This window comes from Xanthomonas bonasiae (assembly GCF_017163705.1).
Classification (GTDB): domain Bacteria; phylum Pseudomonadota; class Gammaproteobacteria; order Xanthomonadales; family Xanthomonadaceae; genus Xanthomonas_A; species Xanthomonas_A bonasiae.
The window spans coordinates 42,193-55,799 of sequence record NZ_JAFIWB010000025.1 but is presented as its reverse complement, the minus strand read 5'-3'; the positions used below and the strand labels follow the sequence as shown (position 1 = coordinate 55,799).

General features: G+C 69.6%; 10 protein-coding genes. 3 read left to right on the top strand and 7 right to left on the bottom strand.

Annotated features, from left to right (window positions below; translation table 11 throughout):
* Positions 1-177 precede the first annotated feature (177 nt).
* From JR064_RS18110 to JR064_RS18100, 3 genes are all read right to left on the bottom strand, one after another.
* On the bottom strand, positions 178-1,335 hold the full coding sequence (locus JR064_RS18110; RefSeq protein ID WP_206230657.1) for a glycerophosphodiester phosphodiesterase family protein: 1,158 nt from the start codon (positions 1,333-1,335) through the stop codon (positions 178-180).
* A gap of 216 nt (positions 1,336-1,551) precedes the next feature.
* Positions 1,552-2,466: a glycerophosphodiester phosphodiesterase family protein gene (locus tag JR064_RS18105; RefSeq protein WP_241093155.1), complete on the bottom strand. Its 915-nt coding sequence runs from the start codon at positions 2,464-2,466 to the stop codon at positions 1,552-1,554.
* A gap of 2 nt (positions 2,467-2,468) precedes the next feature.
* Positions 2,469-4,964: a TonB-dependent receptor gene (locus JR064_RS18100; protein WP_206230656.1), complete on the bottom strand. Its 2,496-nt coding sequence runs from the start codon at positions 4,962-4,964 to the stop codon at positions 2,469-2,471.
* A gap of 112 nt (positions 4,965-5,076) precedes the next feature.
* Here JR064_RS18100 and JR064_RS18095 point away from each other — a divergent pair, with 112 nt between their 5' ends.
* The gene (locus JR064_RS18095) at positions 5,077-6,198 is read left to right on the top strand and encodes an ROK family protein (protein WP_206230655.1); all 1,122 of its coding nucleotides are present in this window, start codon (positions 5,077-5,079) and stop codon (positions 6,196-6,198) included.
* Here the strand turns inward: JR064_RS18095 and JR064_RS18090 are convergent.
* Complete coding sequence (locus JR064_RS18090; RefSeq protein ID WP_206230654.1) at positions 6,167-7,474, bottom strand: MFS transporter; 1,308 nt, start codon at positions 7,472-7,474, stop codon at positions 6,167-6,169. The genes JR064_RS18095 and JR064_RS18090 overlap by 32 nt on opposite strands.
* Before the next feature lie 103 nt (positions 7,475-7,577).
* Between JR064_RS18090 and JR064_RS18085 the strand changes: the two genes are divergently transcribed.
* Positions 7,578-7,982, top strand: coding sequence for a Rap1a/Tai family immunity protein (locus tag JR064_RS18085; RefSeq protein ID WP_206230653.1), 405 nt, complete (start codon positions 7,578-7,580; stop codon positions 7,980-7,982).
* Between the two features lie 6 nt (positions 7,983-7,988).
* Here JR064_RS18085 and JR064_RS18080 read toward each other — a convergent pair whose 3' ends face one another.
* Positions 7,989-10,037, bottom strand: a complete 2,049-nt coding sequence (locus JR064_RS18080; protein WP_206230652.1) for an NADPH-dependent 2,4-dienoyl-CoA reductase — start codon at positions 10,035-10,037, stop codon at positions 7,989-7,991.
* 502 nt (positions 10,038-10,539) lie between these two features.
* Here JR064_RS18080 and JR064_RS18075 point away from each other — a divergent pair.
* On the top strand, positions 10,540-11,352 hold the full coding sequence (locus JR064_RS18075) for a PA5033 family protein (RefSeq protein ID WP_484607064.1): 813 nt from the start codon (positions 10,540-10,542) through the stop codon (positions 11,350-11,352).
* A 133-nt stretch (positions 11,353-11,485) separates the two neighbouring features.
* On the opposite strand, the gene JR064_RS18070 is transcribed toward JR064_RS18075, so the two are convergent.
* Both JR064_RS18070 and JR064_RS18065 read right to left on the bottom strand, forming a co-directional pair.
* On the bottom strand, positions 11,486-12,511 hold the full coding sequence (locus JR064_RS18070; protein WP_206230650.1) for a zinc-binding alcohol dehydrogenase family protein: 1,026 nt from the start codon (positions 12,509-12,511) through the stop codon (positions 11,486-11,488).
* A gap of 51 nt (positions 12,512-12,562) precedes the next feature.
* Positions 12,563-13,597 carry an aldo/keto reductase gene (locus tag JR064_RS18065; protein WP_206230649.1) on the bottom strand — a complete coding sequence of 345 codons (1,035 nt, stop codon included), beginning with the start codon at positions 13,595-13,597 and terminating at the stop codon, positions 12,563-12,565.
* Positions 13,598-13,607: the final 10 nt, after the last annotated feature.

Sequence of the window (13,607 nt, the reverse complement as noted above, 5' to 3'; positions counted from 1 at the left end):
TGCGCCTTGCGCAGTCGCTGCGCGTTGCAACAGGAGCCAGCTCACGCCGGCGACGAGAAGCAGGACAAGCAGGTGACGGGGACGTGGACGGGGAACGGGACGCATAGCGGATGCTTCCTGGGTGGAGAGTGCAGCGGGAAGCCGGGGAGCGAACTCCCCGGCCGGATCATGCCGCGATCACTCGTAGCGCGAGGTATTCCGGAAAATGTGCGAACGGGTAATGCTGAGCGGGTCGTCGCTGATGATGCTGGTGAAGCCGGCCAACGCCTGCACGCCGAAGTCGGAGCGGTCGTCGGCGACTTCGTTGCCGAAGTACTTGGTGCGCGTCAGGTAGTCGCTCAGCGCCGCGCAGCAGGTCCCGTTGCTGCGCACGAAGTGCTGGCCGTCGTGGCTGCCGATGCGGTACTCGGGCACCGGCGAGAACGCGCCGAGCGCGCGGTGATTGGCCTGTTCGCCGGCCAGCAGTTCGCCGGTCGGATCGCTGCGGCGCGGTTGTTTGTTGCCGATTTCCAGCCAGGCGAAGCCTTTCTCGCCGCGGGCCTGTTCGATCCACGCATTGACGCGGCAGAACGGCGTGTTGGGGCTGATCGTCCCGCACAGGCCGGTATAGCCGCCGTCGGCGAGCCGGTCCATGTCGCCAGCGTAGACGGTCGGTGCGAACGCGACGCCCTTGGTGTAACGGGTGATGTCGCTTGGCGTGCGCGGCAGCAGCGAGGCGCTGAACTTCAGTACCACCTGGTTCTGCATGCCCAGGTAGAGGGCCAGGTCGGCGGCGCGCGACACCGCGTCCAGGGTCTTCAGGTCCAGCACCACGACCATGTGATTGGCGTTGCGGTGCACGGCATCCAACGCGTTGGCCAGCGGCACCGGGCGGTAGTTGGTCTTGGCGAAGTTCTTGTCGCGCAGGAACGAATTGACCAGCTCGTGGCTGGTCATGGTGCGGATGTCCGGATTCCAGCCGGACGGATTGTTGGCCGGCTGGAAGATGTTGAAGTCCGGCGAATGGGCGATCACGCGGCCGGCGTTCTGGTCGTGGAACAACCACGGCTGCCCGTCGGAGGACTGCTTGACGTCCAGTTCGATCGCTTCGATGTTGTTGTTGTAGGTGTTGAGGATGGAGCAGGTGGAATTTTCCGGGCAGCCGTTGCCGACCAGGCCGCGATGCGCGATCACCGCGACGCTGGCGCGGCTGCCCTGGTAGGGGCTTTTCATGGCGTTGAGGATGTGCTCTGGATTCCAGTTGTTGGCCGCCGAGGCGAGGCCGGACAACACGGTCAGCGAGGCGCAGGCCAGTACGAGCGATAAGGTCTTGAAGCGTTTCTTGGACGAGTTCATGTGCTCTCCTGTTGGGAGTGGATGGATGGACGTGACACAGGCGCAATGACGCCGATGGCGGCCGACCGTGTTGGCTCGACCGTCGCGGCGAATCGCTCGGAACGACGGCTGCGCCATCCATGGGCGCGATCTGGCTCCATGCCGACCGTCTGGGGCTTGGCTCCCCGCGACGCGTCGCGACTGTCGCCGCGTCGCGAGGATTGAGATCGACGACGGCTACCGGCGCATGTCCGATGCGCGCAAATAGCGTTGCAATGCCGCTGGTTCGTCGGTCTGGATCATGCTCACCCCATGCGCGCGCAGCGCGCCCCAGACGCTGGCCGGATCGCGCAGCGCGCGCTGGTCGGTGTAGTCCGCCGACAGCCGCATCGGCCGGCCGCTGGCGATGTCGTTGGTCATCGTGTTGACGAACAGGCGCGTGCGCGGCGCCAGTTCGCGTTGGGCGATGTCCAGCACCGCCGGGTCGTCGAACATCACCTGCACCACCGCCGGATGCAGCGCGGCGGCGCGGCGCAGCGCCTGTTGCGGCGAAAGCGCGGTGTCGCGTTGCAGGTACAGCACCTGCAGCGCGATGCCGGCCGCGTGCGCGCGCTGCAACGCCGCCTGCGGCACGTCCAGCGGGATGTTCAACAGCACGTCGCGTTGCGCGCCGGCCGCCTCGACCACGTCCATGATCTGGTCCAGCGCGGCGGCCTTGACGTCCAGGTTCACCAGTACCTTGCCGCGCGCCGTTGCCAGCGCCTGCGCCAGCGTCGGCGGGTGGCGCTCGGTCAGGGTGCTGGTGCGGCCGCCGCCGCGGCTGCGCACGCGCAACGCGGCGATCTGCGCCGCGTCCAGGTCGGCTACCGCGCCATGTCCGTCGGTGGTGCGGTCCACGGTGTCGTCGTGCATCAACACCAGCGTCCCGTCGCGCGTGGTGCGCACATCCACTTCGACCATGTCCACGCCGTGCGCGATGCACGCGGCGATGCCGTCGAGGGTGTTCTCCGAGGCGAACTTCCAGCATGCGCGGTGCGACACCACCAGCGCATCGCCATGCGGATCGCGCAGGCGCTCCGGCAAGTCCGTCGCCGTCGCCGTCATCAGCGGCAGCCAGATCGCCGCGCCCATCAGCAGTTTGCGGCAGCGCATGCTCACCACCGCCAGGTCAGCGATGCGTTGTAGTTGCGGCCGAAGATCGGACGCGCGTAGATCGCCTCGGCGGTGCCTTGCCCGGACAGCGTATCCACCCGCGCGTTGCCTTCGGTCAGGCCGATGCTGTTGTCGACGTTGGCCGCATGCAGCTGCAGTTCCAGGTTGTCGCTGAGGTGGGCGAACAGGCCCAGGTCGTAGGTGGTGTAGGCGGGCAGCGCGGTGGCGTTGGTGTAGTCGACGTAGCGCTGGCCCATGCGGTAGGCGGTGGCCGAGAGTTCGAGCGGACGCCCGGCGATGTCGAAGTACAGGGTCGGGCTGAGCGAGGCGATGAACTTGGGGATGCGCGAGATCTGCTTGCCGTCCAGATCGCCGTAGCTGGCGCCGGTGGTGGCATTGCTCAGGCTGCGGGTTTGCGGATCCTGCAGCGTGGCCGAGCCGGTCACGCCGAAGTACGCCGACGGGCGCCAGGTGAATTCCGATTCCAGGCCGAAGGTCTGGGTCTGGCCTACCAGGGCCAGTGTCTGCACCGCACCGGTCGCGTCGAGCACGATCGCGCTGATCGACAGATCGTTGAAGCGGCTCCAGAAACCGACGGTGGAGAACGAGAAGGTATCGCCGAAGGCGCCGCGCAGGCCTGCCTCGGCCTGGTCGATGTCGGTGACTGCCGCGTTCTGCGTCTGGTAGACGTTCTGCAGCCGCGGCAGGCGCTGCGAGGTGGTGTAGCGGGCGAAGGTCTGCAACTGCGGGGTCAGCGCGAACTCGGCGCCGAGCGTCCACTGCGTGGCATGGCGACGATCCTCGCGCGCGCTGAACGCGCCGCTGAGGCCGCCGGCGTTGTCGTCGGCCAGGGTGGTGGAATCGCCGAGGTTGCGCGTGGTGTTGGCGTACACGCCGCCGTCGGCGCTGTAGCGGGTGTAGCGCACGCCGGCATCCACGCCGAAGCGGCCGAAGCGCACCGAGTCCCACAGGTACGGCGACAGGTAGGTGCCGTTGGCGAAACCGCGGGTGACGCCGTTGCCGTAGCGCACGAAGCCGTTCTGGGTGACCGCGCCGACGACGTTGCCGGCCGCGTCGTAGGCCAGCACGTCCAGGCGCTGCGCATTGTTCTGCAGCGTGGTCAGCACGGTGTTCTGCAGGCGGTCCTGGGCATATTCGAAGTGCTGCACGTTCACGCCGGCGGTGAGCGTGTGCTGGCCGAGCGCCGATTCGCCGAATGCCTTGCTCAGGCGCAGATCGTCGGACAGCGTGCGCAGGTGGGTGCGTGCGTTCCACAGGCCGCTTTCCAGCACCAGGCCGTCGGCGCCAGCCGGGTCGTAGACGGCGCCGTCGCCGCTGCTGACGTAGCCGACGCGGGCCACGCGGTTGCCGAAGCCGGTGCGCGCGCGGCCGAGCTGGGTGGACAGATAGGCGGCAGCGTCGGACGGCGCGGCGCCGGAGAACAGCGCGGTGTAGTCCACCTCGGCATCGACGAAGCGCATGCGATTGTTCAGAGTCAGGCCGTCGTCCAGGTTCCACTCCAGGTGGGTGCCGAGTTGCTTGACCTTGTTGTGGATGCCGTCGGCCAGGTCCAGGTTGCGGGACACGAGGCGGTTGCCGTCGAAGGTCGGCACCGTGGTCCGGCGCAGGTCGTTGGACAGCAGGGTGCCGTCCAGCGGGTCGAGCAGCGCAGACAGCGACTGCGAGGGCGTGCGCGGATCGTCCAGCGGGATCGGGTTGTAGAACGCGGTGCGGTCGTCGAGGTACTTGGCGTCCACGTCGAGGATCGCATCGCCCATCAGGAAGGTCAGGTTGCCGCGCAACTGGCCGCCCTTGTCGGCGGTGTAGCCGGTCTCGCGCAGGCCGTCGTCGCTGCGGTGGTAGCCGCCGATGCTGTACAGCACGTTCTCGCTCAGCGGACCGGAGCTGTAGGCGTCCTCGCGGCGCAGGCCGTCGCTGCCGACGGTCATGCGCACCGCGCCCTCGGGCGTGGCGGTGCCGTGGCGGGTGATGGCGTTGACCGTGCCGCCCGGCGCGTTGGTCGCGAACAGCGGCGAGGTGCCGCCGCGCACCACTTCCAGGCGCTCGGTCATCATGTCCAGCGAAAACAGCGTATCGACGTTGAAGAAGCTTTCCTGCGGTTCGTCGAACAGGGTCATGCCGTCTTCCTGGTACTGCACGTAGTACCAGCCGCCGGCGGGCAGGCCGCGCACGTACAGGTTCTGGCCGCCGCCCTGGCCGCCGGAGGGCTCGGCCGAGAAACCGGGCACGGCGCGCAGCATGTCGACGCTGCTGCTCGGCGCCGCGCGATCCAGGCGTTGCTTCGACACCACGCTGATCGCGAACGGCGCGTCCTTCTGCGACTGGCCCTGCGGGGTGCCGGTGACGACGATCTGATCCAGGGTGGTGGTGGCGTCGGCGGCGGGCGCCTGCGGCGGCTCCTCGGCATGGGCGCCGGCGGCGAGAACGGAAGCCAGCGCCAGCGCGAGCAGGCTCAGGTGTGGATGGTTGGTGCGCATGTGGAACTCCCCCACTAAAAGTATGTGGGAGTAATAGTATTTGCAATGTATGAAACTTTCGTGTCCACATGCTAGCGTTGCCGCACATCCACTGCGGGGTCCGCGTCGTCCCATGCTCCATGCCGATTTCCCGCCGCGCGTCAGCGCCGGCGGCCGCCAGTTGCTCGACCGTGTGTTCAAGGCAGGGGTGCAGACCCAGGCGGCGCTGAGTCGCGACCTGGGCCTGTCGCAGCCCACGGTTGCACGCCTGCTGCAGGGCTTCGTCCAGGACAGGATGGTGCAGCTCGGCGCGCGCGCCGCCGAAGGCCGTGGCAACCCCAGCGTCGATGTGCGTCTGGCCCCGGACTACGCCTACGCGTTCGGCATCGGCCTGATGGGCGACGTAGTGGCGCTGGCCCTGGTCGATTTCGCCGGCGCGGTGCGCGGCCAGCGTCGCATCGGCCTGGCCGACATGCGGCGCGCCCCGGTGCTGGCGCAGCTGCTGCGGTTCCGCGAGGAACTGTTCGCCGAAACCGGTGTGGATCCGGCGCGGGTAGTCGGCACGGGCATGGCGGTCTCGGCCTTCTTCACCGGACAGGGCCAGCAGATGGCGGGGCCACCGGCGCTGGAGGACTGGACCCAGGTCGAGCTGGGGCCGATCCTGGAAGACGCGCTGGGCTGCGCGGTCACGGTGGAGAACGACGGCGCGGCGGCGGCGGTGGCCGAGAGCCTGTACGGGGTCGGCCGCGACTGTCGCGACTTCGCCTACCTGCACCTGACTAACGGCTTCGGCGGCGGCATCATCGCCGACGGCCGTCTGTTCCGCGGCCATCGCGGCAACGCCGGCGAGTTCGGCGGCATCTGGACCGTCGGCGGCATGGCCTACCCGAACCTGGATGCATTGCTGGCGCTGGCGCGCGCGGCCGGGCAGGACTACGCCGGCGTGGAGCAGATGCTGGGCGACATCGGCCCGCACAGCCCGGGCGTGGACGCCTGGCTGACGCTGGCCGAAGCGCCGTTCTCGCAGCTGTGCGCGTACCTGGCCTACACCCTGGATCCGCAGGCGATCGTCATCGGCGGGCGCCTGCCGGCGCCGATCGGCGAGCGCCTCATCGAACGCATCCGTATTCCTCGTGCGCCCAACCGGCATGGGCTGGCGCCGCCGCTGCCGGAACTGCGCATCGCGCGTACCGCTGGCGACGCGGTGACCCTGGGCGCGGCGCTCATGCCATTGCAGCGAGCCTTCTTCGCCTGAGCGGGCGGCGCCCCGACAGCAACGCCAACAGCAGGCACAGCGCGCCGCAGGCCAGCGGACCGGCAGCCATCGCCCAGCGCAACAGCAGGCAATGGCTCTCGCGGTAGTCCACCGCGCCCAGCAGCAGTCCGATCACGGCGATGCCGGCCGCCAGCGCAACCTGCGCGCTGGCGACCAATGCGGCGAAGCACAGCGCGTGCTGGGCAACCGCGCGCTTGGCGGTCAATTGCGCATGCCACGCCCAGACCAATTGGCCGCTGCTGCCGCCGATCGCGCCGATGCATGCGGCCGCCAGCAGACTCAGCTGCGGCTGCGCCGGCAGCGCCAGCGCGAACAGTGGCGCGCTCAGCAGCAGCGCCACGCCGAGCCAGGCCAGCCGTTGCCGCGGCGGATGGTGCCGGCCCAGCCGAGCGGCCAGCGGCTGCACCAGCACCGACCCCAGCGCATAGGCGATCAGCACCGCGCTGCCCCAGCCTGGCGAGAGCAGGCCGTAGGCGGCCACGTACGGCGCCAGTTTGGTGAAGGCGGGCAGGGTCAGCGAGATCGCGACGATCAGCAGCAGCGGCTGCCAGGGAATCGCGCGCCAGCACGGCGCCGGCTCGGTGCGCGTCGGTGCGTCGGCGATGGCGCCCGCGAGCGATGCGCCCTCACGCAGTAGCGCGCGCCGCAGATGCCAGGCGCACAGCGCCGCCACCGCGGCCAACAGGGCACTGGCCTGCAGTGCGAAGGCCGCGCCCTCGGCACCGCGCGCCAGCATCGCGCCAACGATCACGCTGATCAGCAGCGCCGCAACGCCGCTGCCGGCCAGGCGCAATGCGCTGGCGCCGTCGTGGCCGCGCCACGGCCAACGCACCAGGCTCAGCAAGGTGTTCTGCGCCACGTCGCAGACCGCGTAGGCGATGCGGAACAGCAGGCTGAGCACCAGCACGTAGCCCAGCCGCAGCGGCGCCGGCAGCAGCGGCGCGGCGAACACCAGCAGCAGCGCCAGCGCCGCCGCGCTCAGGCCCAGCCATTGCAGGCGCCCGATGCTTGCCACCCCGCGCAGCTGCCGGCGCAGGCTCCAGCCGGCGCCGAGGCCGATCGCCGCGCTGACCAGCAGGCCCAGCGCCAATACCAGCCCGGCGGCGGTTGCCTCCAGTCCGGCGTGTTCGGTCAGCGAATAGATCAGCAGCAGTTCGCCGGCGTACCACAGCAGGCTCTTGCCGAAATGCGCGCAGGCATACGCCGCCAGCGCCGCGTGCGGCAGCGAGGGCAGTGCGGGCGAGGTCCGATGCATCTGCGCGTTATAGCGGCGCGATGCGACAGCACCGAGTCCGGGCCAGCAGATCGGTGCCTGCTAGGATCGGCGGCATCGGCCCGAGCGATCCGAGGAGGTGTCCATGTCCCTGCGCATCCCGTTCCTGTTCGCGCTTTGCGTGTCGGCTGGCGGCGCGACGCCTGTGCTGGCAGCGCCTGCGCAGACATCGAACGCCGATGTCTATCAACTCTCCGGGACGCACTTGCTGCAACTGCTCAAGGGCGATCCGGATGCCGTTGCCGGGCTGGAACCGCACCTGGCCGAACGCCATCGCCAGCAGGCCAGCGAAGCGGCGAAGTTCTACATCGCCGGCGTCGCCGACGGCGCCGAAGGCGTGCAGTGGTGCGCCGGTGCCGGCGTGCTGCGGCACGAACTGGCCGATCGCGTGTACACCGCGCTGAGCGCGTTGCCGCCGGCCCAGTTGCAGCAGCGCGCCTCGATCGCGGTGATCCAGGCGTTGCGCGCGTCGTTTCCCTGCTCCCGGTAAGCGCCCCTACAGCTGCGCCGCCAGGCGGCTGCCCTGGGCGATGGCGCGCTTGGCATCCAGTTCCGCGGCGACGTCGGCGCCGCCGATCAGGTGCGGCTTGCGGCCGGCGGCCAGCAGCGCATCGTGCAGGTCGCGGCGCGGCTCCTGGCCGGCGCAGACCACCACGGTGCCCACCGGCAGCACCTGCTCGGTGCCGTCCACGCGGATGCGCAGGCCGGTGTCGTCCATGCCCAGGTACTCGACCCCGCCGAGCATGGTGACGCCCTTGGCCTTCAGCGTGGCGCGGTGGATCCAGCCGGTGGTCTTGCCCAGGCGCGCGCCGGGACGGCCGGCACTGCGCTGCAGCAGCCACACCTTGCGCGCCGGTGCTTCCGGCTGCGGCTTGCGCAACGCGCCGCGCGCCTCGAACTGCGGATCCACGCCCCATTCGGCCATCCAGCGCGCCGGGTCCAGCGCGGTCGAGACGCCGGCGTGCACCAGGAACTCGCCGACGTCGAACCCGATGCCGCCGGCGCCGATGATCGCGACCTTGTCCGCCGCTTGCACCCGGCCCTGCAGCACATCGAGATAGCTGACCACGTTGGGATGATCGGCGCCGGGGAAATCCACCGCGCGCGGCAGAATGCCGGTGGCCAGCACCACTTCGTCGAAACCCGCCAGCAGCGCCGCATCGGCGATGGTGTGCAGGCGCACGTCCACGCCGGTGGCCTCGAGCTGGTGGCGGAAATAGCGCAGCGTCTCGTGGAACTCTTCCTTGCCGGGAATGCGCTTGGCCACGTTGAACTGGCCGCCGATCTCCGCGGCGCTGTCGAACAGGGTGACGCGGTGGCCGCGTTCGGCCGCCACCGTGGCGCAGGCCAGTCCGGCCGGGCCGGCGCCGACCACGGCCACGCGCCGGGGCGCCGTCGTGGGCAGGTAGTTCAGTTCGGTTTCGGCCGCGGCGCGCGGATTGACCAGGCAACTGGCGGTCTTGTTCTCGAACACGTGGTCCAGGCATGCCTGGTTGCAGGCGATGCAGGTGTTGATCGCCTGCGCCTGGCCGCGCCGCGCCTTGTTCGGCCATTGCGGATCGGCCAGCAGCGGCCGCGCCAGCGACACCATGTCGGCGCCGCCGCCGGCGAGGATGCGCTCGGCCACGTCGGGCATGTTGATGCGGTTGGTGGCGATCAGCGGCACCCGCACGTGCGGCTTGAGCTTGGCGGTGACGCCGGCGAACGCGGCGCGCGGCACCGAGGTGGCGATGGTCGGCACGCGCGCCTCGTGCCAGCCGATGCCGGAGTTGATCAGCGTCGCGCCGGCCGCCTCGATCGCCTGCGCCTGCGCCACGATCTCCTGCCAGTCGCTGCCGTCCTCGACCAGGTCCACCAGCGACAGCCGGTAGATGATGATGAAGTCCGGCCCGCAGGCCTCGCGGATCTGGCGCACGATCTCCACCGCGAAGCGCATGCGCCTGGTCGCGTCGCCGCCCCAGGCGTCGTCGCGGCGATTGCTGCGCGGGGCCACGAACTCGTTGATCAGATAGCCTTCCGAGCCCATCACTTCGACGCCGTCGTAGCCGGCCTCGCGCGCCAGACGCGCGGCGCGCGCATAGGCGCCGATCTGGCGCTCGACCCCGCGGGCGGACAAGGCGCGCGGCGTGAACGGATTGATCGGCGCCTTCAGCTTCGACGGCGCCACCGACAGCGGGTGGTAGGCATAGCGTCCGGCATGCAGCAGCTGCAGGCAGATCTTGGCGCCGTGGTCGTGCACCGCGCGCGTCACCTGCCGGTGCGGGCGCACTTCCCACGGCCACGACAGCTTGCCGCCGAACGGCTTCAGCCAGCCGACCACGTTCGGCGCGAAGCCGCCGGTGACGATCAGCCCGGCGCCGCCGGCGGCGCGCTCGGCGAAATACGCGGCCAGCTTGGGGAAGTCGCGCGCGCGATCCTCCAGGCCGGTGTGCATCGAGCCCATCAGCACCCGGTTGCGCAGCTGGGTGAAGCCCAGGTCGAGCGGGGCGAACAGGTGCGGATAGGCGGAGGAGGACGGGTCGGGCTGGCCGGAGGCGGGCGACATGGCTTTGGATACGCTGGCGTACGGAAGCGCGCAGGTTGCCCCGAATCCCGCGCTACGGCAAGAGGCGCGCGCGGACCGGCCGCCGACCGAGCGGCGCACCCGCGCCCGGCGCGGACGCCGGGCAGCAAGACCGCAATCCCAGAAACGGGTTTTGTCCAGCTGCGTCGGAGGGGGGAATCCATCGCCGTTCGTCATCGTCGGTGGTCCGGATGCGGCAGGACCCCGGACCGTCGCCAACCTGTCCCCTAAAAGGAGTTTCCCATGCGCCATCCGATCCGAAACATGGGCTTTGCGCTGTGCATGGCCGCAGCCGCGGCCGCACCCTCCCAGGTCTTCGCACAGTCGTGCAGCACGTCCACCGCCTATTACGGGGAACTGATTCAGGCCGCCGACCTGGACGGCAACGGCAGTCTGGAAGCGGTCTGCAACGGCTACAGCGAAATCAATGTCGTCAGCGGCAGCGCCGCCACCCGCTATCCGCTGAGCAACACCCCCCTGGACGCTGGCCTCGGTCATCGACGTGGACGGATCGCCCGGCGCGGAGGTGGTGCTCAAGCAGGGCAACCAGCTCACCATCGTCAAGCACTACGCGCGCACCACGGCCGCCATCTATATCGGCACCACCAGTTGGGACATCGGCGCATTCGCCGACGTGGACGCCATCGCCGGCAACGAGATCGCGATCACCACGCCGACCTTGCTGCGCATCGTCTATCCCAGGAACGGCAGCATCACCGACCACTACATCGGCACCGCCTCGCGCGTCGTCGCCGGCGCCGTCGCCGACATGGACGGCCTGCCCGGCGCCGAAATTCCGCTGGAAGCCGGCAGCAACCTGGTGGTCTACGGCCGCAATACAGGGCTGCGCACGACCTGGGTCACCAACGGCACCAACTGGAAGATCTGCGCCGACATCGCCAACTGCGCCAGCGACATGAATGGCGTCGCCGGCGCCGAACTGCTGCTCGCGTTGCCCAGCGAAGTGAAGATCTACTCGCTGAAGTCGGGCGCATTGAACAGCTACTGGATCGGCAGCCAGTACGCGACCCTGGACAACGGCGTGCGCGACCTGGACGGTGTGGCCGGCAACGACGTCGCGATGGCGCAGGGCGGCAACGGCAACCTGCTGATCCTGCGCCCGGCCAGCGGCACCCTGCAGACCATCAACGGCGCCGGCAGCTTCGGCAGTTCGTGGACGCTGGTCGGTTACGCCAATCTCGACGGCGTGGCCGGGGACGAGATCCGGGTCCGCTCCAACAGCAACAACCGTATCTACCGCGTCTACCCGCGCTCGGGCACCGTGTCGGTCGAATGAGCGCGGACCCCGGCGGCGATGCGATCGCCGCCGGCGACCTGCGCAGGTAGATCCACCGTCGATCCTTTTACGGCTGGCGCGGACGCCGTTCCGACGCCAGCCATCGCCGCCGCGGCGCTCGCGGCGGCGCAGTTCAGCCCCAGCCGGCCAGTGCCAGCTTGCCGATGGTGCTGCCCGACTCCAGCCGCCGGTGCGCTTCGCGCAGATTGGCCGCATCGATCGGCGCCAGCGTCTCGGTCAGCGTGGTGCGCAACGCGCCGGCGTCGATCAGGCTGGCGGTGCGCGCCAGGATCCGGTGCTGCTCGATCATGTCGGCGGTCTTGAAGCGCGCCCGCGCGAACATCATTTCCCAGTGGATGCCGATGCACTTGGCCTTGTACGGATCGCCGATGCGCAGCGCGCCGGCCGGTTCCACTATCAGGCCGACATGGCCCTGCGGCGCGATCAGTTCGCCCAGCGCGTCCCAGTAACGATCGGTGTCGGCCAGGTTCAGCGCCGCATCCACCTGTTCGATGCCCAGCGCCTGCAGCTGCGGCGCCAACGGCTGGCGGTGGTCGATCACGTGCTGCGCGCCCAGTTGCAGGCACCAGTCGCGGGTCTGCTGACGCGAGGCGGTGGCGATGACCTCGAAGCCGGCGTGCCGCGCCAGCTGGATCGCGATCGAGCCGACGCCGCCGGCGCCGCCGATCACCAGCAGCCGGCGGCCGCGGTTGCGCTCGTCGTCGAAGTCGAACGGCATGCGCTGGAACAGCAGTTCCCAGGCGGTCAGCGTGGTCAGCGGCAACGCCGCGGCCTGCGCGAAGTCCAGCGTCGCCGGCTTGCGGGCGACGATGCGCGCGTCGACCAACTGGTATTGCGCATTGCTGCCGGAACGGGTGATGTCGCCGGCGTAGTAGACCTCGTCGCCGGGTTCGAAACCCTCGACATCGGCGCCGACCGCCTCGACCACGCCGGCAGCGTCGTAGCCCAGCACCTTGGGCTGCGCTTCCACCTGCGGCTTGGGGGCGCGCACCTTGGTGTCGACCGGGTTGACCGACACCGCTTCGACCCGCACCAGCAGGTCGAAGCCGGTGGGAGCGGGCGGGGTGGGCAGGTCTGTATCGAACAGCGACTGCGGATCGTCGATCGGCAGGTAACGGGTCAGGGCGACGGCTTTCATGGTGTCTCCAGGAGTGGGGAGGCGGTTGTTTCGGCGCGCGGCGTATTCGACTCAGACCGGGCGCGGATTGCGCTCGGCGAAGCCGCGCTGATGCCAGTACGGATACGGCGGCACCACCGCGCTGGCCGCGTCCAGCCGTTGCACCTGTGCGGCGTCGAGATTCCAGCCGACCGCGCCCAGGTTCTGCCGCAACTGCTCCTCGTTGCGCGCGCCGATGATGACGCTGCTCACCGTGGGCCGCTGCAGCAGCCAGTTCAGCGCGATCTGCGGCACGCTCTTGCCGGTCTCGGCGGCGATCGCCTCAAGCGCGTCGATCACCCGGTACAGGCGTTCGTCCTCGACCGGCGGGCCGGCTTCGGTGACCTTCTTGTCGTGCAGGCGGCTGCTTTCCGGCAGCGGCTGGCCGCGGCGGAGCTTGCCGGTCAGCCGGCCCCAGCCCAGCGGGCTCCACACCACCGCGCCGACGCCCTGGTCCAGCCCCAGCGGCATCAGTTCTTCCTCGTAGTCGCGGCCGATCAGCGAGTAGTAGGTCTGATTGGCGACGTAGCGCGACCAGCCATGGCGGTCGGCCACCGCCAGCGACTTCATCAGGTGCCAGCCGGAGAAATTGGACACGCCCAGATAGCGGATCTTGCCGGCACGGACCAGGTCGTCGAGCGTGGACAGGGTTTCTTCCACCGGCGTCTTCGCATCGAAGCCGTGCAACTGGAACAGGTCGATGTAGTCGGTGTCCAGGCGCTTGAGCGCGGCATCGACCGCGCGCAGCAGGTGGAAGCGCGAGGAGCCGACGCTGTTCGGATCGTCGGGGTCGAAGCGGAAGGTGGCCTTGGTCGAGATCAGCACCTGGTCGCGGCGGCCCTTGATCGCCGCGCCCAGCACCGATTCGGCGGCACCGCCGGAATAGATGTCGGCGCTGTCGAACAGGTTGACCCCGGCCTCCAGGCAGATGTCGATCAGGCGTCGCGCCTGGTCCACGTCCGAATTGCCCCAGGCGGCGAAGAAATCGTTCGAGCCGGCGAAGGTACCGGTGCCGAAGCTGAGGACGGGGACCTTGAAGCCGGAGGCGCCGAGATGACGGTATTCCATGGTGAGGATT